Origin of the sequence: Hyphomicrobium sp. (assembly GCF_047600905.1) — a bacterium.
GTDB lineage: Bacteria > Pseudomonadota > Alphaproteobacteria > Rhizobiales > Hyphomicrobiaceae > Hyphomicrobium_B.
This window is the reverse complement of sequence record NZ_JASGKD010000001.1, coordinates 1,547,450-1,569,951: the sequence shown is the minus strand read 5'-3', so window position 1 is coordinate 1,569,951 and position 22,502 is coordinate 1,547,450. Positions and strand designations below refer to the sequence as shown.

19 protein-coding genes and 1 tRNA gene are annotated in these 22,502 nt (G+C 57.4%); 17 read left to right on the top strand and 3 right to left on the bottom strand.

Going from position 1 to position 22,502, the window contains the following annotated elements; translation table 11 throughout:
- Nucleotides 1-52: 52 nt before the first annotated feature.
- Both QM780_RS07740 and QM780_RS07735 read right to left on the bottom strand, forming a co-directional pair.
- On the bottom strand, nt 53-1,324 hold the full coding sequence (locus QM780_RS07740) for a hypothetical protein (RefSeq protein WP_415069895.1): 1,272 nt from the start codon (nt 1,322-1,324) through the stop codon (nt 53-55).
- Nucleotides 1,317-2,690 carry an APC family permease gene (locus QM780_RS07735; protein ID WP_415069894.1) on the bottom strand — a complete coding sequence of 458 codons (1,374 nt, stop codon included), beginning with the start codon at nt 2,688-2,690 and terminating at the stop codon, nt 1,317-1,319. Before QM780_RS07735 ends, QM780_RS07740 begins: the two co-directional genes overlap by 8 nt.
- A gap of 311 nt (nt 2,691-3,001) precedes the next feature.
- Here QM780_RS07735 and QM780_RS07730 point away from each other — a divergent pair, with 311 nt between their 5' ends.
- From QM780_RS07730 to QM780_RS07675, 12 genes are all read left to right on the top strand, one after another.
- Nucleotides 3,002-4,030, top strand: a complete 1,029-nt coding sequence (locus QM780_RS07730; protein WP_415069893.1) for an alpha/beta hydrolase — start codon at nt 3,002-3,004, stop codon at nt 4,028-4,030.
- A 154-nt stretch (nt 4,031-4,184) separates the two neighbouring features.
- A tRNA-Pro gene (locus QM780_RS07725) sits at nt 4,185-4,262 on the top strand.
- A 287-nt stretch (nt 4,263-4,549) separates the two neighbouring features.
- Entirely contained in the window at nt 4,550-5,068 is a 519-nt protein-coding gene (locus QM780_RS07720; protein ID WP_415069891.1) for a hypothetical protein, read from the top strand.
- Between the two features lie 138 nt (nt 5,069-5,206).
- On the top strand, nt 5,207-6,499 hold the full coding sequence (locus tag QM780_RS07715; RefSeq protein ID WP_415069890.1) for a GumC family protein: 1,293 nt from the start codon (nt 5,207-5,209) through the stop codon (nt 6,497-6,499).
- 64 nt (nt 6,500-6,563) lie between these two features.
- Nucleotides 6,564-7,334: a CpsD/CapB family tyrosine-protein kinase gene (locus tag QM780_RS07710; protein ID WP_415069889.1), complete on the top strand. Its 771-nt coding sequence runs from the start codon at nt 6,564-6,566 to the stop codon at nt 7,332-7,334.
- A 23-nt stretch (nt 7,335-7,357) separates the two neighbouring features.
- Complete coding sequence (locus QM780_RS07705) at nt 7,358-7,939, top strand: polysaccharide biosynthesis/export family protein (protein ID WP_415069888.1); 582 nt, start codon at nt 7,358-7,360, stop codon at nt 7,937-7,939.
- Nucleotides 7,936-9,102, top strand: coding sequence for a hypothetical protein (locus QM780_RS07700; RefSeq protein WP_415069887.1), 1,167 nt, complete (start codon nt 7,936-7,938; stop codon nt 9,100-9,102). The genes QM780_RS07705 and QM780_RS07700 overlap by 4 nt, the downstream gene beginning before the upstream one ends.
- Nucleotides 9,103-9,153: 51 nt before the next feature.
- Nucleotides 9,154-10,575 (top strand): undecaprenyl-phosphate glucose phosphotransferase, encoded by a 1,422-nt coding sequence (locus tag QM780_RS07695; protein ID WP_415069886.1) that lies wholly within the window; start codon nt 9,154-9,156, stop codon nt 10,573-10,575.
- Between the two features lie 194 nt (nt 10,576-10,769).
- The gene (locus QM780_RS07690) at nt 10,770-11,534 is read left to right on the top strand and encodes a hypothetical protein (RefSeq protein ID WP_415069885.1); all 765 of its coding nucleotides are present in this window, start codon (nt 10,770-10,772) and stop codon (nt 11,532-11,534) included.
- 69 nt (nt 11,535-11,603) lie between these two features.
- A complete protein-coding gene (locus QM780_RS07685) occupies nt 11,604-12,764 on the top strand; it encodes a WecB/TagA/CpsF family glycosyltransferase (RefSeq protein ID WP_415069884.1) in 1,161 nt (386 codons plus the stop codon).
- A 76-nt stretch (nt 12,765-12,840) separates the two neighbouring features.
- A complete protein-coding gene (gene xrtD / locus QM780_RS07680) occupies nt 12,841-14,379 on the top strand; it encodes a VPLPA-CTERM-specific exosortase XrtD (protein ID WP_415069883.1) in 1,539 nt (512 codons plus the stop codon).
- A 19-nt stretch (nt 14,380-14,398) separates the two neighbouring features.
- A complete protein-coding gene (locus QM780_RS07675; protein ID WP_415069882.1) occupies nt 14,399-16,816 on the top strand; it encodes a tetratricopeptide repeat protein in 2,418 nt (805 codons plus the stop codon).
- Here the strand turns inward: QM780_RS07675 and QM780_RS07670 are convergent.
- Nucleotides 16,813-18,015, bottom strand: coding sequence for a glycosyltransferase family 2 protein (locus QM780_RS07670; RefSeq protein WP_415069881.1), 1,203 nt, complete (start codon nt 18,013-18,015; stop codon nt 16,813-16,815). The genes QM780_RS07675 and QM780_RS07670 overlap by 4 nt on opposite strands.
- 95 nt (nt 18,016-18,110) lie before the next feature.
- Here QM780_RS07670 and QM780_RS07665 point away from each other — a divergent pair, with 95 nt between their 5' ends.
- From QM780_RS07665 to QM780_RS07645, 5 genes are all read left to right on the top strand, one after another.
- A complete protein-coding gene (locus tag QM780_RS07665) occupies nt 18,111-18,665 on the top strand; it encodes a serine O-acetyltransferase (RefSeq protein WP_415069880.1) in 555 nt (184 codons plus the stop codon).
- A 17-nt stretch (nt 18,666-18,682) separates the two neighbouring features.
- Entirely contained in the window at nt 18,683-19,714 is a 1,032-nt protein-coding gene (locus QM780_RS07660) for a glycosyltransferase family 2 protein (protein ID WP_415069879.1), read from the top strand.
- Between the two features lie 51 nt (nt 19,715-19,765).
- Entirely contained in the window at nt 19,766-20,317 is a 552-nt protein-coding gene (locus QM780_RS07655) for a serine O-acetyltransferase (RefSeq protein WP_415069878.1), read from the top strand.
- A gap of 146 nt (nt 20,318-20,463) precedes the next feature.
- Nucleotides 20,464-21,285 (top strand): glycosyltransferase, encoded by an 822-nt coding sequence (locus QM780_RS07650; protein ID WP_415069877.1) that lies wholly within the window; start codon nt 20,464-20,466, stop codon nt 21,283-21,285.
- An 8-nt stretch (nt 21,286-21,293) separates the two neighbouring features.
- Entirely contained in the window at nt 21,294-22,502 is a 1,209-nt protein-coding gene (locus tag QM780_RS07645; protein WP_415069876.1) for a glycosyltransferase, read from the top strand.

Below are 22,502 nucleotides of genomic sequence, written 5' to 3'. Positions count from 1 at the left end.
GCACCGTCATTGTGTCCACGGATTCCATGAGTAGCCCGGAAATGCGCTTCGGCTACGGCGTGTACCCGAAGATTTTCGGAAAGTAGGGATTGCTGACCGTCTGCTGACGGTGCCTCCTGTAACGCCGTTTTTCCGGCTGCACCGCCGCCGCCTCAAGCTTTGGTTTCGAGTCCGCCGACGCGCTCGTCTTCACGACGGTCGGGGTCGCGACCTCGAATGCCGTCGCCGTTTCATCCCGCACAGCCAAAAGGACGTTCGATTCCGCCGGTTTCCAGCGATAGCCAAGACTGAAATCGATGGGCGTCGTCTTGCCCTTGGCGAAAACCTCGTTGAGCTTCGATTGGTATTGGCCGGCGAAAAGGCCGATGGGTCCGGCATACCGGCCATAAGGATGAAGTTGCCATCCCTTGGCGAAGAAGCGGATCGGGATGCCGGAATCGTCTTCCAGCAGCGAAGTGCTGTGCGTCAGCAGATAGTCGCGGACGGTCGAGAAGTTGTCCTGATGCATCAGGTACGAGGCGCTCTTGATGAAACTGTCGGCGTGCCCGTACGTATCGCAGAACTTCAGAAAGCCGCTGTCTTTGATCCCACCGTTCGAAAGATCGGTGCTGAAATAATAGAGCTCGCTCTTGCCGCTACTGGGATCGCCGAAAACGATCTTGACCGCCCGGCCCGTCGGCTTCTCAATTTTATCTTCGGCCGGATGCAGCGTCCCGTCGCTCGCGAGATCGTAAAGCTCGGCCGAGTAGATGATTTTGCCGGCGCGAGCCAGGAAGGTCATCAGCACGGGTGTCGTGCCGTTGAGCTTGGTGCGGCTGAAATCGACGCGCATGAACTTGGTCTGGAAGAAGCTGTAGCTCAAGACCGAACTGAGAGACGAGCGCAGATCCCGCAGCGCGCTGGCAATCTCACCGCGCGAGTATTTTTGTATATCGGGAATTGCGCCTGGCGGCTCAAGACCCGCCATGATGTAGGTCCGGGCCGACGGAAAGAAAGCATCGGCGTAGAGATAATCCGGGCCGCTGAAGAAATAGAACAGCGTCGGCTGGCGATTGTTGAAATCGCGAGCGACGAGCGTGCGAATCTTGCTCAGCTGACGCTTCTCGAGCCCGTCCCAGGCCTGATCGAAGCTCGCCGCATACTGCTTCCAATACCCGTCGCTCGTGTATGCCTTGAGCGGCGAACCATCCGATGGCTGCATGCCCGCGATGAAGAGTGCGGTATCGTTGAGGCTTGCACGGGGACCTGCGCTCACGGCACTCGACATGACTGAAACCGCGAATGCCGCGAAGGCAGTCGCTACAGTGACGCGCATTCTAGCCATTTTGGGTCCTATTGAGGTTCTGACCAAGCATCGGACTCCGCCGCGAATAGGCATAAACGGCTAAACCCGTCAGCATGATGGCAAGACCGGCCATCGACTGCAGGGGACGTTCGACGACGAGGTGGTACATCATGAAAGCCGTAACGCCGAGAAACACGAACGGCGTGAATGGATAGCCCCAGGTGCGATACGGACGCGGCAGGTTGGGCTCGGTCCAACGAAGAACGATGACGCCGAGCACGGCAAGGAACGAACACAGCGTAAGACTGAACTGAATAGTGTCGAGCACGGCTTCGAAGCTCTGCGTCATCAGAAGCAGGCTGACGATCACAAGTTGCAACAAAATCGCGTAGGTCGGCACGCCCCGCTTGCTTGTCAACGACAGTGGACGGAACAGTGCATAGTCTTTGCCCATCGCCATGGTGACACGCGGGCCGATCCACGTCATCGCGCTGATCGAGGAAATCAGCCCGATGCAGATCAGCGCTCCGACGATCATGCCGCCGACCTCGCCGAAAATGTGCTTTCCGGCGACCATCGCGACATCGAGCTGGCCTGCCATCGCTGATATCGGGGTCGTGTAAAGAAATACCGCGTTGAGCGCGACGTAGCAGCTGATCACGATTATGGTCGCTGCCACGATCGAGCGCGGCAGGCTGACGGCCGGCTCGCGGATTTCGCCCGCTATATAAGTCGCCGCGTTCCAGCCCGAATAGGCATACATCACGAATACGAGGCTGACGGCGAACGGCGCGCTGGCGATATATCCCAGGTCGGTCGACGTCGGGGCGAAGGAGATTGGCTGCGGAACGCCGTAGGCGAGGCCGGCGACAATTAGCGCCAGGATCAAAGCGCCTTTGACGATCGTCGAGATGTTTTGAAATTTGCTCGAGTGCTTGATGCCGCTCAAATGCACGAGCGTCACGCCCCACACGACTGCGATACCGAGCAGCAAAGGCGACGCGTCCGGCATCAAGCCTTTGAAATATTCCCCGAATGCCATCGCCGCGAGCGCGATCGGCGCCGAGAAGCCCAAAGTGGCCGATATCCAGCCGGCAAGAAATCCAACTGCCGGATGATAGATGCGCGACAGGAACGTGTATTCGCCGCCGGAACGGGGAAGCGCGGCGGCAAGCTCGGCGTAAGCGAGTGCGCCGCATAGCGCTGCGACGCCTCCGACGATCCAAAGCATCAAGACCGAGAATGCCGAAGGAATGCTCGCGACCTGAAATCCGAGGCTGGTAAAGACACCGATGCCGATCATATCGGCTACGGCGAGCGCGGTGGCAGTGACCGTCGAAACAGTCCGGACGTCGAGGCCGGGTGTCACGGAAGACGGAGCGTTGATGGTAGCTGCAGTTGTCATGGATGAGGCTTAACCAAGGCCAATCTCGGGGACACTATTGACTCGGTGGATTCCAACAACTGCCGGTAATACATGTTAAAACTGAGTTGCCAAAATACATCTAAGGTCGCACGCGGAATACTTTTCAGGCACCGCCAAGCCCCGAGGCATATCGCCGTTGCTCAGTGCTGCGGCATTTGCCTCACGAATTGAACAATTTTGGACTGTAGACGGAGACTTTGATTCTCTCAGAATGCGCCGACGACTATTCTTGTCGGAGGGCAAACGCGATTCTGTTTCGACGACGGTCTGCCAAACGGGGTGTCGAGCGCATGGCGCCGACGGCGATGAATAACGGGCGACGAAAATTTCTTGCGCGCGCGCTCGGTGCAGGCGTCGCCTGGACGCTGGGCCTTTCCGGCGCCTATGCGGCCAAGAGCAAACAGAACGGCGCGGTGCCCTCCAAGACGTTGGTGCAATCGCGCAGCCGGCCGACGAAGGTCGACAAAACGGCTCTCGTACATTTTGATACGGCGCCATTTCCCTATCGCGGCACCATGCCGGATTCGGGCGCACCATTTCTCAACGTCAACGAAAACGGCCGCAAGGGCCACCGCACCGGATCGGGTCGCGTCTATTGGGAAGATGAGACGTACGACGACAATCGCGTGCTCCTTCATATCCCGAAGGGCTTCGACATTCGCCGCCCCGCGCTGATGATGGTCTTCTTTCACGGCCATGGCGCCACGCTTGAGCGCGACGTGCTTGCGCGCCAGAAAGTGCCTGCGCAGATTTCTGCGTCCAATGCCAACGTCGTGCTGGTCGCGCCTCAGCTGGCGGTCGACGCGCGGGATTCGAGCGCGGGAAAATTCTGGCAGCCCGGAGCCTTCGGCCGTTTCGTCGGCGAAGCCGGCCAGCAACTCGCGCGTCTTTTCGGTGATCGCAAGTCGCTTCGCGCGTTCGCGAGCATGCCGATCATCGTGGTTGCCTACAGCGGCGGCTATGTCGCGGCCGCCTCCGCGATCGAGCGCGGTGGCTTGAAGAAGCGCGTTCGCGGCGTCGTGCTGCTCGATTCCCTATATGGCGATCTGGACAAGTTCGCGAGCTGGATCGAAGCCGATCCCTCCGCCTTTTTCGTCAGCGTTTATCTCGGCTCGACGCGAAATCAGAACGCACGTCTAGAGGACATCCTCGCCGCGCATGACGTCGATGTCAGCGGCCAGATCAATACCCGTCTGGCCTCGGGCGGCGTCGCCGTCGTGCCAGGTGGAGACGGGCGCCATCGCGATCTCGTCACCCACGCTTGGGTCGATTACCCGATCATCGATCTTTTGAAGCGTCTGCCCGAATACCGCCGATGAGGCGACAACAGTATGCACAAACGGCCAGAACGCCGTCTTCCGACCGGTCCGATCTATCCGACCTTGACGGGTGAGTGTGTTCCAGGTACCAGCCGATCACCAGGGCGGCCGCCGATTGCAATTTTTGGTTGCGAGGCTGTCTGTTTCTTCGAATCGGAGCGTAGCGCAGCCTGGTTAGCGCACCAGTCTGGGGGACTGGGGGTCGGAGGTTCAAATCCTCTCGCTCCGACCATTTTTTCCACAACCTAATCGACGTGATTTTTGCGCCGCCGCACGCGCACGCATTGCGCCGCAAAGAATATACAACCACCTGGTGCGACCCACGTCGCAAATAGTGCGCCTTCTCTGCGAAATCAGGAAGAAATCCGCGTAAATTCCACGCTTTATGCTTAGCGATAAGGCTCTGTGATCCATTGATCACACGAGCCGCTCGCGTGCTCAATAACCGCCCTGTCGCCTTGCATTCCGCTGCGCTGCACCCTATCGATTAAACCAATATTAACCTTGTTAGGGGCGGTCATGTTTAGAAAGCTTTCGTTCGTTCTCGCAGCGATGGTTGCGGCTTGCTTCTCGCAAAGCGCGGCCAACGCCAATACGGTCAACCTCAGCGGTGATACCGATTACACCGTAACCCTGAGCCACACCGCTAATCCGTCTTTCACCGATTTTATCAATTTCACGACAGGCACGACGGCCGGTGGAAGCGTTTCGTTGCTGGGCGCCGCGACGCCGCCTGCGTCGCCGACATCGTATTTTACGCAACTGACGTTTGAATTGCTGGCGGGTTCGACTGTGCTGGCAACTGGAAACCTGCTGAGCTACGCGACGTTCTTCCTCCCGCTGGCCGCCAATACGAGTTACTCGCTTCATGTGATCGGAGACTCCGTCGGGTCGAGCAAAATCTCGTATGTGCTTGATTTGGCGACGACCCCCGTTCCACCGGCGCTCATCCTTTTCGGCTCCGCTTTACTGGGCATGGTCGGCCTTGCAAGCCGTTCGCGGAAAAAGTGGGCTCAGCGAGGCTTCAGCGGCGTCTAATTCAAATAGGGACGTTCCATTTTTGGCGAGTTGGGCGCATGACCATCATGCGCACCAATTTGCCGCCTAGGGCAACCTCTCCTAAGCCAGCCGCGATTGGCGCGCGCCAGTCGCGGTCGCGTGGTGAGTAGGGGCGTCATGCAAAGTTACGAAATGAGCCGCGATGGTTTCGAACGGTCCGCGGCGGGCCTCGACCTTTCATATTACATCGGCGTTCTGCGCAAACGGCCCCTCTACCTGATTTTGCCGTTTCTGCTCATCGTCTCAGCCGGTGTGCCGTTCGTTTTCATGATGAAGCCGATGTACCTGGCGCAAGGTCGGCTGCTCGTTGAATCGCAACAGGTTCCAACCGACCTCGTCCGGCCGACGGTAACGGCGTCGGCGAAAGAGCGCATCCAGGTCATCATTCAGCGCGTGCTCACTCGCGACAACCTGCTCGCAATTTCCGAGAAATTTCATGTCTTTGCCGATCGCAAAGACAGCCTGACGTCGACGCAGCTCCTCGACCTGATGCGCGACCGCACGCACATCGATCCGTACGAACTCAGTCAATCGCGCGACGGCGGGATCACGATCGCCGTCAATGTCGGATTCGAATATGAGCAGCCTGACGTTGCGACCGCAGTCGCCAATGAATTGATGACGCTAATTCTGAATGAGGATGCCAAGAATCGGGCGCGGCGCGCGCAGGAAACCTCGGACTTTCTAGCCCAGGAAGTTGCTCGCCTTCAGCGCAGCCTTTCCGACATGGATCTCCAGATCGCTCAATTCAAGAAAAAGCATCCGATGGATCCCAATTCGGACAAAACGGCTTCGCAATTGGCTGACGTTCGTTCGCAATTGGAAGAGAAATCGGCGATTTTTTCCGCAACGCATCCCGACGTTGTGAGTTTGAAGAAACAATTGGCAGCCCTGGAAAAATTCGCGGCGCAATCCACCGACGCTCAGATCGCGCTCGATGTTTTGAATGGCCAGCGTACAACCATCCAGCGAAATTTGGACAGTGCTCAGGAAAAATTGACCGCTGCGCGCCTCGGAGAAAGTCTCGAAAAGGCGCAGTTCTCCGAGCGTCTTGAGGTTCTGGAACAGGCAGTCCCGCCGCAAAAGCCGTTCAAACCAAATCGGCCGAAATTGCTTGGATTCGTTATCGCTTTTGCCGCCGCGGCGGGCCTGGGATGCCTTGTTCTCCGCCAGATGTTTGATAGCTCCGTCACGAGCACGCGTGATCTCTATGCGATCGTTTCGCCATCTCTGGTCGTTGGGGTGCCCTATATCGTCACCAAACGCGAGAAGGCCGGAAAACGAATTATGATCGTCTCGTGGCTTATTTTTCTGGCAATCGGAATTGTAGCAATTTTGCTCGCCGTAAATTTCTTTTGGCGTCCGCTCGATGAACTGTGGGCGCTTTTCTTGACGCGGCTATTAGGTTGATTATGGTCGCATTTTGAAGACTTGAGCAGGCGGGGCAAAGTCTATGGAACACTCAAGCTTTAACGTGCATCCGATTGAGCTCGCTGGGACCGGTCCTCGCGAAGCCAATACGTTCTTCGAACAGGCGCCCCAAAGTCCTCCACTTTTGCAATTCGACGAAGTGCAGTTGAACGAGAGAACGCTCGAAGCCGCGCGCATCATCGCCCAGAATTCCGCGGATCCGAGGGCGACCGCCTACGACATGCTGCGCACGCAGATTCTGCAATCGCTCGACGCGGAAAATCGCCGATTGCTCGTCGTGACGTCTCCGACGATGGGCTGCGGAAAAACGGTTACGTCCTTAAATCTCGCTTTGAGCATCGCCCGCCAAAAACAGCGCCCGGTATTTCTCGTCGATATGGATTTTCGCAAGCCGCAATTGGCGAAGCGGCTGGGCATTGATTTTGCCGTTGGCCTTTCCGACGTTCTCTCCGGCAGGGCGTCTCTCGACGAAGCCATTCTCAAGCTGCGGGTCGGACCATATGAAACGCTTTTTTTGCCGACACGCGCCGCCGACGGCTCATCCGAATTGATCTCATCGCGACCGATGAAGGCGTTTATTCAGTCGCTGCGCACTATCTTCCAATCTCATCTGGTTATTCTCGATATGCCGCCGATGCTCGTCAGCGACGATGTCATCGGGATCTTACCGCATACCGATAGCGTTCTTCTGATCACCGCCGCCGGCGCCTCGACGATCCCGGAAGTCGAGGAGTGCATGCGTCACCTGCACTCATCAAATCTTGTCCGTATCGTTGTGAACAAAGTCCCTAAATCCAAGAAAAGATATTACTGAACCTATTGTCGAGACGACGTGGAATGCGATTGTTTTTTGTTCTTCTAGTAGCAATTCTTTTATCGTCGTCGGCGGCTTATGCCCAAGCCCTGCAGACGGGCGATCGCATTTCCATTTCCGTTTATCAGGATCCAAAGCTCGATCGCGAGCTCGTCATCGATCAGTCGGGCAAGATTTCGTTTCCGTTGGCCGGCCGGGTTCGCGCCGCAGGTCTGACGCCGGAAGATCTCGAAAGAAACCTTCGCAATAAACTCAAGGACAAGTACACCTCCGCTCCCGATATCACCGTTTCGGTCATTGCGCCGGCAAAGGTCGATGAAGACGCCAAGCCCAGAATTTTCGTGACGGGGGAGGTGACGAGGCCCGGGACATATCCATTTACGCCGGGAACTGATGTCGTGCAGGCGATTGCCATGTCCGGCGGCCTTGGGCCTTATGCCGCCCGTGGGCGCATTCAGGTCCGTCGCAAGGAGAACGGGTCCGACGCGACATTCGTTTTCAACTATTCGGCATTCGAATCCGGCAAGGAAAATAGCAGCGACGGCAATATCGAACTCAAGCCGGGAGACGTCGTCATCGTCCCCGAGAAGGGCTTGTTCGAATGACGCGCGGCACACCGGCAACGATCTCGGCATATTTCCTCGGTCTGCTGTTGCTTTCGGCTGCGGCGCCGGCGGCTCACGCCGATGAATGGACCGCGACCGGACGTTTCAGCCAAAGCGTCGAATTCAGCGACAACCGCGCCCTCAGCGACGATCCGGCTGGCGAAACATACGGCTTCTATAGCCAGTTGATGCTCGACGCCGTTCGGCAAGATGATACGTCCCGCTTCGAGTTCAATGCGAACCTGAGCTACCAGAATCTGCAGGGACCGGGCGAGGACCAGAACGCTGCTCCGATGGACAACGGATTGCGCTTTCTGTTCGAGCAATCGATAGATCCGACGACAAAATACAACTTCGGCGGCGCTTGGCGGCGCCAGGATGCCACCTCCGCCCAGCTCTCCGATACCGGCTCCGTCATCGTCGGCGGCGATATCAATACCTTCAATCTCGACGGCGGCATTACACACAAAATCGATGCGACCGATGATGTCCATTTTGCCCTTCACGGCACGCGCATAGATTTCAACTCGTCATCGAATTCGGATTATTCGGATATGATCGCGGCGGCCGACTGGTCGCGGCGCCTGAGCCCTATCTCGGCGTGGCTCATGACCAGCGAGTTCGAGTGGCTTGCGCTGGATGATTCCGAATTCGGAGATACCTTTATTGGCCGCCTGAAAACCGGCATCACGATGCAGCCTTCCCGGTATCTATCGGTCACTGGCAACGTCGGTGTCGGCTTCCGGAATTCCCCGCAAGACCCGTCAGACAACGTGAACGTCGATTGGTTGGGCGACCTGCAGCTGCTATATTCGCCGCTCGCAACCACGCAGTTCTCTCTGAATTTGGTGCATACCGTCGCGCCCGATGTTTTGGGTGACGTCCAGAGTCGCAGCGTTCTCAGTGCCGGCGTGCACCAGGCGATAAACCGGGAATCGGGAATTTCTCTGCGCACCGATTACAGTCTCGCGACGCAAGGGCAGGGCCTCGATCGCGGTGACGTCGACTACTTCCGCACGGCCGTGACCTATGATCGCAAATTGACGCGCGAATGGGTCGCCCAATTGTCTTATACCTTTGCGCAGCGCATCGACGACACGGGAACCGCGAGTTCCAATACGTTCTACCTGTCGGCTGTGCACGATTTTACGATACTTCCCTGAACGTATCGCGCTGGGGACGATGTGTTAGTTGATAGGTCTGAAAATCCTGCTTTGTCGGCAGAGCCTCAACATCGCCGTGCTGCGTTTTCATCCCACGTGATCCCGCAGATCGCGGCCCTTCTCGACAGCGCCGTCATCTTGCTGTGCGGAGCGCTGCTCTACTGGTGGTTCATCGACGGCGCCACCGATAATCCGGAAAATTATTCGGCTGCTATCGGCTTCGTTTGGATCACGTCGCTGCTGTTGATGAATTTTGCCAAGCTCTATCAGCTTGAACCGATTATGCGGCCCTTAGCATTTCTCGACGACATAATCGTCGCCTTCGTGACGACAATGTTGTTTCTGCTCGCGGCCGCTTATTCGCTAAAAATCTCGGAATCGTTTTCGCGCGCCTGGATGCTGGCTTTCGCGATGGCAACCCCTGCCGCGATCGTGGCGACGCGACTATTGCTCGCTTTTGTGCTCGGGCACTTCGCCGATCGCGGTGTCTTCACGCGCTTTGTCGTCGTTTTGGGATCTGGCCGCCAAGCCATTCAACTGCTGGATTATTTGGCAGTGCGTCGGCCGCGTTTCATCTCGGTTTTGGCAACATTTTCCGACGACACCGCCGCGCCCTTCAAACTCGGCAATCATCTTGTCAGGGGGAATGTCTCCGAACTCGACGCTTTTGCTCGTGCAAACCGGGTCGACGATGTAATCATCGCCGTTCCATGGGACAGAGATCAGGAAATTCTGAAATCGATCGAGAAGCTCCGCGAATTGCCCGTGAATATCTATTTGGCGTCGGATTTGATCGGCTTCAAATTACCTTTCCGGCCGTCGCCCGATCATTACGGCGATACGCCTCTCGTTGAAGTCCTGGGCCACCCTTTAGTCGGATGGGGCGGACTGAAAAAGGCGATGTTCGATTATTGCCTCGCAATTATCGGACTTGTGATTGCATCGCCGCTTTTTGCCATCATCGCCATTGCCATAGCGTGCGACGGCGGCGGCCCCATCTTTTATCGCCAGCCCAGATATGGCTTCAGCAATCAGATATTTTCCATCTGGAAATTTCGGACCATGGCCGTTGACAGTGACACACCCAGCCGGACCGTACAGGCAAAGCCTGGAGATCCGCGGGTGACGAGGATCGGCCGGCTCCTACGCAAAACCAGCCTGGACGAACTTCCGCAGCTATTGAACGTCCTGAACGGCACCATGTCCCTGGTCGGTCCGCGCCCGCACGCCGTCGATCATAATGAAGAATATGCGCGCCTAATTAGAGGATATTTCGCCCGCCATCGGGTCAAGCCCGGCATTACCGGCTGGGCGCAGGTCAATGGATTTCGCGGCGCCACCGAGCGCGTCGAGGAAATGGAAGCGCGCGTCCGGCATGACATTTTTTATATAGAGAATTGGTCGCTGTTTTTTGATTTCAAAATTCTGCTGCTGACGATGGCCGTATCCTTTTCGGGAAAGAATGCTTATTAGCGGGAACGTCAATCCAAAAGGGAAATGACAGAAAAGCCCGCAAATCCGGAGAACGGCGTTTTTCTTTAGTGGCGCATCGGTATCAGTGTCCGGCATTATCTGTGATCTGCCCAAATCGCTAGCTTGACGTTTCGCGAGCTGAGTACTCAGTGTGTTAACTGTTGTATTGTGGCGTTGCGTAGCGGGTAGTATCAATGCGTAAGTCTGCGTTTTGTGCAGCTTTTGCTGCACTTTCTGTCATGTCGGCTTGGACGGACGGAGTCTGGGCGGCGACGGCTTCGATTACCGGCTCCTCGCTGGGGGCCAACGTAAACTTGGACCAAAATGACGTCGTAAACTTCGCCGCATCGGGCATCTTCGATCTGAACAACGGCTCGACGTGGAAGCAAGGTGGCGCAGTCTCGTCGACAGTATCGTCTTATAATGTCGATTGGTACTTCAACGGCGCGGAATCCGGAGATACGGAAAAGTTCTCCAGCATGTCGCTGAGCTTTTCGGAATCGAACCAGAATAACGGTTTCAACTCGACCGACACATCTGGGTGGTCATATCTCGGATCGACGCAGGGAAGCGGGGCCGGTGCCGTGTCCTTTTCCGTGACCGATACGTCAGTAGTTGGCGGCGTCACCAACGGCGTCAATAATGCCGCGCCGTCACCGGGAGCGAGCAGTTTGATATTCTCATATGCCGAGCCTCTATTCCGGCAGCTTGAAAATGGCGAACTGGTCTTATTTGGATGGTCGTTGACGCTCAATCCCACCGATTGGTTCGTCTTTGCATTCGACGATCCGGGCGGCACCGATGCCGATTTCGACGATTATGTCGGTGTTGGCCATATAACCGTCGCTTCTTTGACGAACACTCCGCTTCCGGGTTCGCTTGGGTTATTGCTTGCGGTTCTCACGGGCGGATATTTTAGAACCTTGTGGCGTCGACGGTCGCTGCGATTGAGTGTGTAACGGGCTGAGGGCCATCGGCGGCGCAAGAACGCGCAGCGCGAGGTACAGTGATTTACGTGCGGGCATTTTATGAAGATGCGAGAGCGCGTTGTAAGCGCGGAAGTATTCGACGTTCCGGCGCTCTCACGTGCTCCATCCGCGCTTGAGCGCAACGTCTTTTGCGTCCTTGGCATTCCGCTCGACGTCGAGACGCTGCACAGCGCTGTCGACAAGATCTTCGCGGCGGCGAACCGCGCTTCGCCCTTTCTCATCGTCACGCCGAACGTCAATTTTCTGATCAACAGCATACGAAATCCGGAATTCCGCAACTCGCTGAACGCAAGTTCGCTGTCGCTGGCCGATGGTGTTCCGATCGTGATGATGGCGAGGCTTCTGGGCGTTCCTCTCATTGAGCGCGTTGCGGGCTCCGATATCTTGTCGCGACTTTCCCAGGGCGGCGGATCTCCGCGCCTCCAAGTATTTCTGTTCGGCGGAGAGCTGGGCGCGGCCGAGGCTGCCGAGGCGGCTATCAATCAGAAACGCTCGAATGTCACCTGTGTCGGCTCCTTCTATCCGGGTTACGGCAGCGTCGACCAGCTGAGCCGCGGCGAGTGCATCGATCGTATAAACCGCAGCGGCGCACAATTCCTGATCGCGGCCTTAGGTGCAGAGAAGGGTCAGTCGTGGCTCTATCGCAATCATGATGCGCTGAAGCCGCCTGTCCGCGCGCATCTCGGAGCCGCCATCAGTTTTGAAAGCGGCAAGCTGAAACGCGCGCCGCGCTTCATGCAGCAATGCGGCCTTGAATGGCTTTGGCGCATAAAGGAAGAGCCGTATTTATGGCGTCGTTATTGGAACGACGCTCTGGCTTTGAGCGGCGTTGTCACGACGCGGCTGCTGCCGTTGCTCCTCATCAATACTTTTGGCCGCTCTGGCGATCGTCCTGGCGCCCTGAACATTGATCTTGTACCGAATGGCAAAAGCGCGAAGGCCTCGCTTCATGGGGCCGCTGTTCACTCCCTCGTCCCATCGTCGGTCGTTCGACTGAACGAAGTTATCGACAGTCCCATCAAAAATCTCGTTCTCGATATTGCGGATGTTGACTTTATCGATGCGCGCTATTTTGGACTTCTGCTCATGCTGCAAAAAGAATTGCAGCTTCGCGGAGGTGTGCTGAGTATTGTCGGCGCATCGAAGAAAATCAGGCGGCTCTTCCATCTGAATGAGCTTGGCCACATGCTGGAAAACTGAGGCAAGAATTTTGTTGCTCGTCGCTCCAAAGCAAGGCTCACGCCTTCGCCCTCAATGGATTTTGGGCGCTTTGTGCGTGCTCGCGGCTGTTATCGCCTTCAGTGGCCCTCAGCTCGAACTCGTCCGTCGCTGGGCGAGCGAGGCGGAATATGGCCACGGCTTCCTGATTTACGGCTTGGCGGGATGGCTGCTTTGGACCCGCCGCGCAGAATTGGGCGCAAACATTGGAAAACCGAGCTGGATCGGACCTATCGCGATCCTGGTCGCCGCGACAATGCACGTCGTCGGGCTGTTCAGCGCGATCTATATCTTGTCGCACATCGCATTTGTGTTGGCCCTCGCCGGAATCGCGCTGAGTTTCGGTGGCTACCGGTTCTACAAGGTGGCGGCGCCGTCGATATTCTTTCTGCTTCTTGCCATCCCGCTCCCATATTTCCTGCAGGCCGAACTGACCTGGCGATTGCAACTCGTCTCTTCTCAGCTCGGCACCTTCCTAATCGGATTATTTGGCATTCCCGCCTATCTCGAAGGCAACATCATCGACCTCGGCACTTATCAGCTGCAGGTGGTGGAAGCATGCAGCGGGCTCCGTTATCTCTATCCGTTGCTGAGCCTAAGCTTCCTCGCCGCATACTTTCTCGCCGCGCCGATGTGGCAGCGGCTTGTGATTTTCCTGTCGGCGATCCCCATCACAATCGTCATGAATGGCATCCGCATCGCGCTTGTGGGCGTCCTGGTCAATTCCTGGGGCCCGCAAGATGCTGACGGGCTGCTTCATTTCCTTGAAGGTTTTGTCGTCTTTCTGCTGTGCGTCGCCGCGCTTGTCGCCGAGATCTTCATTCTGGCAAAGCTCACTGGCTGGTCGGTCGTCGACGCGCTACGCTGGGGGCCGTCTGGTGCCCTATCGAGTTGGAGAGCGCCGGGGGGCGAAAGACTGCAGGCGGTCACCATTTTCAGCGCGCTTGTTTTGACCGCGCTCGCGGCGGCTTCCTATAGCGTCGCCGGACGAGCGGAAGTTATTCCTCCTCATCTTCAATTGGCGACGTTCCCAATGTCATTCAGCGGCTGGCAGGGGCGTGCGCAAATCATGCCGCCGGCAACGGAAGCCGGATTAAAGCTCGACGATTACATGCTCGCCGATTATCGCGACGGCCGCGATGGCGTTCCTATCAACCTCTATGTTGCCTACTATGCGTCGCAACGCGATGGTGCCTCTCCGCATTCGCCCCTCGTGTGCATGCCCGGCGGCGGCTGGCAGATCACCGAATTTAGCCGCATTGATGGGCCGTCTCCGCAGCTGGCTTCCGCTCAAATCAATAGGGCTGTGATCGGACGCGAGGACGACCGAGCCCTCGTCTATTATTGGTATGTGCAGCGTGGAAGGGTCGTGGCCAACGAATATTTGGCCAAGTGGTATCTCTTGCGCGACGCCTTGATTGAAAATCGCACCGATGGGGCGCTGGTCCGGGTTTCGACGCCTCTGATCAAGGGGGAGGAGCCGGCTGCGGCCGAGGCACGCATCAAGAAATTCATCGACGCGGCAATGCCGAACCTGCAGGCTTATTTGCCGCGCGAGGGAAGTGATACGTCAGTAAATTCGAGCAGATTACTTTAGTTCGTATGAGGACTTTTCGATGTTAAAGTTTCCGCAAACGCCGGCTCGCGTGGTTGCACCTTGGATCGTTATCGCATCTGTCATGCTTGGGGGGTGCTGGTCGGCCGAGGAACGGGCGCAGGTTCATTACACCAAAGGCCAGGAATATCTCGCACAGGGCGATTTCCCCAAGGCTGAAATCGAGTTCAAGGTCGCGCTCCAGAAGAAGAAGGAGATGATCCCTGCCTGGAAGGGGCTGGCGGCTGTCGAGGAGCACAAAAAGAACTGGCAAAATGTCGGCGCGATCTACAATACGATCATGGATCTCGATCCTCATGACGTCGACACGCGCCTGAAATACGCGCGCCTGCTGATCTTGGGAAATGCCATCGACGATGCCAAGAAGGTCGTCGACAAGGCCGAGAAAGAGCAACCGAAGAACCCGTCAGTACTGGCGGTAAAATCGGCACTCCAATTGAAATCCAATGACGTCGACGGCGCGGTCAAGTCAGCGAAGGAAGCGCTCGCGATCGATCCGAAAACGACGGAAGCGATCATCGTTCTCGCGGCCGAGCGGACATTGGCCAAAGACTACCAGAGCGCGCTCAAGATATTGGCCGACGCACCGCCGGAGGCCGGAAAAGATATCGGCGTCGAACTCTTCAAGCTCCAACTCTTTGAACGGATCGGAGATCAGAAACAGATCGAGAATCTGCTGGTGAAGCTTGCGAATCTCTATCCCGACGAGCCGGGCTTCCGGAAGCAGCTGGCGCGTTACTACATCAACCAGAAGCGTCTTGACGATGCGGAAAAAGAACTTCGCGCGATAGCGAAGGCCCGGCCTGCCGATACGGAAGCGGGGCTGGACGTCTTCCGCTTTTTGGCAACCTACAAAGGCGTCGACGCAGCTCGGAACGAGTTGAATTCTCGCATCAGTGCCGGCGGCAACGTGTTCGCCTATCAAATGGCGCTCGTAAATCTCTCTGCGCTTACGGGAAAACCCGATGATGCCGTCGCATCGCTCAAAACATTGATTGCCACCACGAGCGATGCCAAGCAAAAGCAATCCGCTCAGGAACGATTGGGCGATCTTTATCTCGGCACCAAAAAGTACGCCGACGCCGATCTCGTAGCCTCGGACCTTTTGAAACAGGATGAAAGAAACGGCGCTGGACTGCGAATTCGCGCAATCACCGAGATGGAGCAGGGCAAGCTAGACCAGTCGGTGGCTCATCTTCGTCAGGCATTGAACGATCAGCCCCAGTCGGCGCAGTTGATGTCCCTCCTTGCAATCGCATACGAGCGCAGCGGGGCGATCGAGTTGGCAGACAAGCAGTTCGCCGATGCCGTTCGCGCGGCAGAATATTCGCCCCAGGTCGGGCTCGATTACGTGGCATTCCTGCGGCGCCGCGGCAGCGCCGATCGGGCCGAAAACCTTTTGACCGAATTGGATGCGCGCAATCCGAATAATGCTCTTGTCTTGAGAGCCCTCGGCGACGTGCGGCTGGCGCGTCAGGATTGGATCGGCGCGCAGGAGATATCGGATAAGCTTCGCACGCTTGGAACATCGAACGATGCAGCCAATCTTATCCTGGCCGCATCATTGGAAGGGCAGAAGAAGTTCGATCAGAGCATCGGTATCCTTCAATCCTCATATGAGTCTTTGACCGGAACGAAGCGGCCGATGTTTGCATTGGTCGCTGCCTTGATTAGAGCCAAGCAGACCGATCGCGCCCGTGCGCTTGTCGAAGACGTCCTGAAGAAGGATCCCGCAAACGCGGACGCGCTGGTCATGTTGGGCAGTATCCAGCTGCTCGACAACCAAGCTGATCAGGCCGAAAAAAGCTATCTGGCAGCACTGAAACAACAACCGAGCCAGATGCCCGCCTATCGTGGTCTCACCAGTCTATATGTCCAGCAGGGCAACGACGACGAAGCGATCAAGGTCCTCCAAAGCGGCATTGCCTCGAACGGCCAGAGCGGGGCGCTGAGAGTGGCGCTCGCCGGCGTGCTCGAACACAAGGGCGATTACGAAGGAGCGATCAACGTCTACGAAGGCCTTCTGAAGGAAGATCCGGGTTCGATGATCGTAGCCAATAATCTGGCGAGTTTGTTGTCCGATCATCGCACTGACAAGCCGAGCCTCGATCGTGCGTCAAATCTGGCCGCGAGCTTGCGCGGTTCGCCGGTACCTCAATTCAAGGACACTTTGGGTTGGCTGCAGTATCGCCGCGGGGAATATCGCGATGCTGTCGATCTGCTGGAAATCGCCACCGCGCAAATGCCCGATGCTCCATTGGTCCGCTACCACCTCGCCATGACCTATATGGCGCTGGGTCAGACGGACAAGGCCGTCGAACAATTGAACAAGGGTCTGGAAAAGGCTCCCACAGTGGGCGATATCCGCGAAAAAATCGAGACGGCACTCCGCCAGTCGGGCAAATCCGGCAAGACCTAACCGGCGTTGTCGCGGTCCGTACGTATCCAGGACTTCGCGCCGCGACCCGTTAGGATGCGCAGATACATTTGGAGCTTGGCCGCGATTGCCCCTGGCAGCGCGGCCAGCGCTTTTGGAGTGAGGACATCTCGTCCCCAGCCGCGCCAAGCAAGGGCGAGGCTGGCCGCGAGCCCCATGATCGAAGCAAGACTAATGTAAAGGGGTACGCGAGATCCACCGAGCAGAGCGGCGCCGATTGAGCAAACGAATACAAAGAAAAGAAGCGTCGATAGCAGCATGATCGGCGGCACGCTGAGGTCGAGAATGAGTGCAAGCGTCGGAACGTCACGCCGGGACAGGGCTGGCAGCAGAAATTCTCTCACGACCGAAAGAAGAAGCCGCAAATGCCCCTGTTCCCACCGCGTTTGCTGTGTTTTCCGTCCGGCGGACGTGCCTGCGAAGCGGCTGACGACAACGGCATCGGGGCAGAAAAGAGAAGGGTGTCCGCTTCTGGACAAATCGATCCCGAGCTTAAGATCCTCGGCTAGCTCACCGTTTGCAAAATCGAGCTTTCGGACGATGGCGAAGGGGAGTGCCATTCCCGCCCCTGTCATCTGGCACGGTAGACTGAGATTGAACAATCCCAACGGCCTCACCCAGTTTTTGACCCGCCATGCGAACTCGGAGATCTGATAGGAGAGGGGCGAGCCGTCTGGTGCGGTCATCAAGTAGCGAGCCTGCGCCGGTCTTCCGGTATGCGAGACCTGCTCGGCCAGACGCACGACGGAATTGGGTTCGAGAAGGCAGTCGGCATCGATGAAAATGACAATTTCTGTCGGATCCGCTGCCAGGTGGCGGACGCCGAAATCGAGCGCAAATCCTTTTCCGATCTTTGTTTTATCCCTGCGCTCGATCGTTTCAGCGCCCGCCGCACGGGCAATGTCGGCCGTATCATCCGAGCAGTTGTCGGCAACGACGATCAGGCGATCGCCCTCGGATAATTGCGATCGAACGTTGGCGATCGTGGCTTCAACTCCAGCGCCTTCATCATGCGCCGGGATGACGATGCCGACGCTCGCCCTCTTCCGACTTGCCACCGCGGCAGGGAAGGAATGGGAAGCGGCCAATATCTCGGAAAGCAGAACAGCGACCGGTACGCCAAGTGCAATTGCCGCAAACTGCAAAATGGCCGCGAACGCACTCGATAAAAAAAAGGACATCAAATTTCGCCGATTTCACAGCTTGGAGATAGCCGCGAGCATTTGTTTAATCTACAATATGGTTATAAGTCTTCCCACCCCCGGGGGCAGATATCATGAATTATTCCGTCAGAGATAAGGAATTCGCAGACTGGGAAATTGCGGAGCAAAGTAGCGCATCCGACTGGTCGCGCGAAAAGCCGTCGCGCTTCTGGGACCCTGGCCGAAAACTGCTTCGCTCGATACGCGATTATCAATTCAATCGCGAGAGAACTGGCCCTTGGCCGCGCATTAAATGCAAATTCGCCGTGCTCCGTCATCGATTCTGGACGGTCGTAACGGGTGCGGAAATTCCATTGAACTGCAGCATAGGCGGCGGACTTCTGATCCCGCATCCCAATGGCATCGTTATCCATCCTGATGCCAAAATCGGAGCCAATTGTCTTATCTTTCAGCAAGTGACCCTCGGAACCCGAGGTGATCACGGCGGAGTGCCGGTCTTGGAAGAGAACGTGGATATTGGAGCCGGCGCAAAACTTCTTGGACCAATCCACGTCGGCGCCTTTGCACGCATCGGCGCCAATGCCCTGGTTATCGACGATGTTCCGCCCCGATCGGTCGCGATCGGAGTGCCTGCCAGATCAAGCCGCATTGCGTCGTGGCCGGATTAAGTGCATAGCCGCGGATAATGTCGACGATTGACGATAGTGATCCGTCCCGGAGAGTAGAGGATGCAGGCGCCGCGCAGCGCCACGCCAAGCCCGATATCACGGTCGTCGTCGTCAACTACAATACATCAGGTCTTCTCCGGCGAATGTTCGCCGCCTTGCACGCCGCGAACGAAGGTTTGGAGGTCCAGACGATCGTCGTCGACAATGCCTCACATGACGAGTCCTTGAAGGTATTGCGCGATGAGTTTCCGGATGTGGATGTCATCGCTAATCCGGAAAACGTCGGCTTCGGCCGCGCTAACAATTTGGCACTCCCGGTGGCGCGCGGTCGATATGTCATCCTGCTCAATACTGACGCGTTCGTAGCGACCGACACACTGCGAAAAACGGTGACGTTCCTCGACGATCACCCTGACGTCGGCATTCTCGGCGTTAAATTGGTTTCGGAGAGCGGCGCGCTTCAACCTTCCTGCAGATATTTTCCGACGCCGTGGAACATGTTCGTCACGTCCAGCCGCCTTGGCAATGCGTTAGGCAAACTGCTGACGCCAAATCTGAAGAAAATCGACGATCTGACCTGGGATCATCAATCCGTCAGAGAATGCGATTGGGTGCCGGGATGCTATTACGCCGTTCGCCGCGAAGTCATCGACACTGTCGGCCTTTTTGATCCTAGATACTTTATGTATTTCGAAGAGGTCGATCATTGCAGGACCGTTCAAAATGCCGGTTGGAAAATCGTGTATTATCCCGATACGAGCGTCGTCCATATCGGCGGCGAAAGCGCCGCCGCTGTTGCCAAGCTCAGCTCCGGCCGGCAGATCTCGATCCTTTCGATGGAAAGTCAGCTTCTCTATTTCAGAAAGCATTACGGCTTGCCGGGGACGCTCGCAACACTGCTTCTCGAGCTTGTCGGCGACGCCTCGAAGACGGCCGGCGCCGTCGTGCGCGAGAAAAATCTCGCAACCGCCCGGCATTTTGTCGGAACGTTTAAAAAGTGGGCTTCCCTGGTCCGGGCTACTCAATTCGGTTCGAGTCCGACGCGCTAGCCACGCGATCGGAGGCTTGTCTCAAGATGCCAATTCGATACGGTAAGCGGCATGTTCGACAATATCCGGGCCGATCTCAAGGCATACGACGGCAATTGGGGAGCCCAGGGCTTCTGGGTGATGATCGTCTATCGCTTCGGGCGGTGGCGCTATGGGGTGCGACCCGTCATATTGCGGAAGGTATTTTCCGCGCTTTATCATGTGGCATATAAATTCGTTCAAGTCCTCACCGGCATCGAGTTGCCCTGTGAAGTGCCGGTCGGGAGAAATTTCGTCATCGATCATTTCGGCGGAATTATCATCAGTGGCTACGCCAGCTTCGGTGACGATTGCCGCATTCGCAATGGTGTCGTCGTCGGCTTGCGGAATATCGAAGAAAAAGCCGCCCCGGTGATCGGCAATAATGTCGATATCGGAGCGGGTGCCAAGGTTCTCGGCCCCATCCGCATCGGCGACAACGTACTGATCGGCGCCAATGCGGTCGTATTGACCGACGTCCCGGGCGACAGCATCGCCGTCGGCGTCCCCGCCGTTATCAGACCGAGAAAAAACGGGCATGCCGTCAAGATCGGAACCGCGGCGACGGGCAGCGATGGATTGTGAGTCAAGCGTCGGCGCCGTCGTGATCGGCCGAAACGAGGGCGAGCGACTGAAGCAGTGTCTGACATCATTGGCGTCGCTGGAAGCGATCGTATACGTCGAATTCAGGGTCTAGGGATGGCTCGCCTCAATGGGCTCGAGGCCACGGCGTGAAGGTCGTCGATCTTGAGGCAGGTGGCTTCACCGCGGCGCGGGCACGCAATGCCGGGTATCGAAGGCTGCGCGAAATGCGTCCGGATCTAACGTTCATTCTCTTTGTGGATGGCGATTGCGACGTCGAGAGCGAATGGCCGGCACATGCTGTGGCCTTTCTGAAGGCGCACGCCGATGTCGGCGCCGTCGCCGGCCGAAGAAGAGAGCGATATCCCGAGCGTTCGGTCTACAACTGGCTTTGCGATCGAGAGTGGGATACGGCTTGTGGCGAGACGCGCGCGGTTGGTGGAGACTCGGTGATGCGAATGGCTGCCATCAACTCCGTCGGCGGATTTCGCGACGATCTCATCGCGGGGGAAGAGCCAGAGCTTTGCGTTCGGATGCGCGCAAAGGGCTGGCGGATCTGGCGTCTCGATCAACCAATGACAATCCACGACGCTGCGATGACGCGCTTCGCACAATGGTGGCGGCGCTCCGTTCGTGCCGGCTATGCCTTCGCGCAGGGGGCCCACCTGCACGGCAGGGGCCCGGACAGGCATTGGCTTTGGGAATCCCGTCGCGCATGGATCTGGGGCGTGGCGCTGCCGGTCGCGTGCATCCTCTGCGGATATATTTTCTTCCCGTGGGGCTTCGCCCTTATGCTGATTTATCCATTGCAGGTTGCTCGCCAATACTTCGGCAACACCGGTAGCACTCGGGACCGCGCGGCGATCGCATTCTTTCAGACGCTCGCGCGTTTTCCTGAAGCGGTGGGTCAGATCAAGTTCCTGTACGATCGTATTGTCCACCGCCCATCGGCGCTCATCGAGTACAAGTGAAATCCGCAATGCGCGTCGCGTATTTGATCAATCAATATCCCAAGGTCAGCCACAGTTTCATTCGCCGTGAAATCGAGGCGCTCGAGAGAGAAGGCATCGAAGTCGAGCGCATCGCCTTGCGTGGGTGGGATGGAGAATTACTCGACCCGCAGGATCTGAATGAGCGCGCCCGGACCCGTTATGTCCTTCGAGACGGAGCAGCTCCTATCCTCTGGGCAGCTGCGCGACGACTGCTGACACGACCGGCCGCCTTCATCCGCGCATTCACACTCGCATGCCGAATGAGCAAGCGCTCGGAGCGTCCGCTCGGCGTTCATCTCATTTATCTTGCGGAAGCCTGTCGCATCGCTGCGTGGCTGGAGCAATCCGGGGCGCGTCATCTTCACGCCCATTTCGGCACAAACTCTGCGGAAGTGGCGATGCTGGTCAATGCGCTCGGCGGCCCCGCTTGGAGCTTCACGGTGCACGGACCGGAGGAATTCGACAAAGCCCCCTTGCTCGGATTGGCCGAGAAAGCAAGTAGAGCCGCGTTCGTGGTTGCGATAAGTTCGTATGGGCGCAGTCAGCTCTTTCGCCTGCTGCCAAAGGAGCGGTGGCCAAACGTTCACGTCGTCCACTGCGGTATCGACTGCGCGTTCTACGAAAGCCATGCGACGCCACCTTCCGACACGCGCCGGCTTGTGTGTGTCGGGCGTCTGACGGAACAAAAAGGTCAGCTCCTGCTGGTCGAGGCGGCGCGAAAATTGCGCGAAAACGGTATCGACTTCGACCTTGTCCTTGTCGGCGACGGCGACATGCGGTCAGAAATCGAAGCACTCATTGCGCGTTATGAATTGACGGCGCACGTTCGGATCACCGGCTGGATGAGCAGCGAGCAAGTACGCGCTGAAATTCTCTCCGCTCGCGCCCTCGTTCTTCCGAGCTTCGCCGAGGGACTGCCGGTCGTGCTGATGGAGGCGATGGCGCTCGGCCGGCCAGTGATCAGTACTTACATCGCGGGTATTCCTGAACTGGTGCGTGACGACGTCGATGGATGGTTGGCGCCAGCAGGCGATGTCGATGCTCTCACCGAAGCAATGCGAAAGTGCCTCGATTCACCCCTGGAAGCACTGGCATCCATGGGATCCAGAGCGCGGGCCCGGGCGATCGAGCGTCACGATGCACACCGCCAGGCACTGGCTCTCGCCACCCTGTTTCAGCAAACGACGGATCACTGA

What these genes read in the sequence shown, in the direction of transcription:
- QM780_RS07735 (WP_415069894.1), bottom strand. Translation starts at nt 2,690, where the DNA reads ATGACAACTGCAGCTACCATCAACGCTCCGTCTTCCGTGACACCCGGC.
- QM780_RS07665 (WP_415069880.1), top strand. Translation starts at nt 18,111, where the DNA reads ATGAATTATTCCGTCAGAGATAAGGAATTCGCAGACTGGGAAATTGCG.
- QM780_RS07670 (WP_415069881.1), bottom strand. Translation starts at nt 18,015, where the DNA reads ATGTCCTTTTTTTTATCGAGTGCGTTCGCGGCCATTTTGCAGTTTGCG.
- QM780_RS07705 (WP_415069888.1), top strand. Translation starts at nt 7,358, where the DNA reads ATGCGATTGTTTTTTGTTCTTCTAGTAGCAATTCTTTTATCGTCGTCG.
- QM780_RS07655 (WP_415069878.1), top strand. Translation starts at nt 19,766, where the DNA reads ATGTTCGACAATATCCGGGCCGATCTCAAGGCATACGACGGCAATTGG.
- QM780_RS07675 (WP_415069882.1), top strand. Translation starts at nt 14,399, where the DNA reads ATGTTAAAGTTTCCGCAAACGCCGGCTCGCGTGGTTGCACCTTGGATC.
- QM780_RS07645 (WP_415069876.1), top strand. Translation starts at nt 21,294, where the DNA reads ATGCGCGTCGCGTATTTGATCAATCAATATCCCAAGGTCAGCCACAGT.
- QM780_RS07700 (WP_415069887.1), top strand. Translation starts at nt 7,936, where the DNA reads ATGACGCGCGGCACACCGGCAACGATCTCGGCATATTTCCTCGGTCTG.
- QM780_RS07740 (WP_415069895.1), bottom strand. Translation starts at nt 1,324, where the DNA reads ATGGCTAGAATGCGCGTCACTGTAGCGACTGCCTTCGCGGCATTCGCG.
- QM780_RS07720 (WP_415069891.1), top strand. Translation starts at nt 4,550, where the DNA reads ATGTTTAGAAAGCTTTCGTTCGTTCTCGCAGCGATGGTTGCGGCTTGC.
- QM780_RS07685 (WP_415069884.1), top strand. Translation starts at nt 11,604, where the DNA reads ATGAAGATGCGAGAGCGCGTTGTAAGCGCGGAAGTATTCGACGTTCCG.
- QM780_RS07660 (WP_415069879.1), top strand. Translation starts at nt 18,683, where the DNA reads ATGTCGACGATTGACGATAGTGATCCGTCCCGGAGAGTAGAGGATGCA.
- QM780_RS07690 (WP_415069885.1), top strand. Translation starts at nt 10,770, where the DNA reads ATGCGTAAGTCTGCGTTTTGTGCAGCTTTTGCTGCACTTTCTGTCATG.
- QM780_RS07730 (WP_415069893.1), top strand. Translation starts at nt 3,002, where the DNA reads ATGGCGCCGACGGCGATGAATAACGGGCGACGAAAATTTCTTGCGCGC.
- QM780_RS07715 (WP_415069890.1), top strand. Translation starts at nt 5,207, where the DNA reads ATGCAAAGTTACGAAATGAGCCGCGATGGTTTCGAACGGTCCGCGGCG.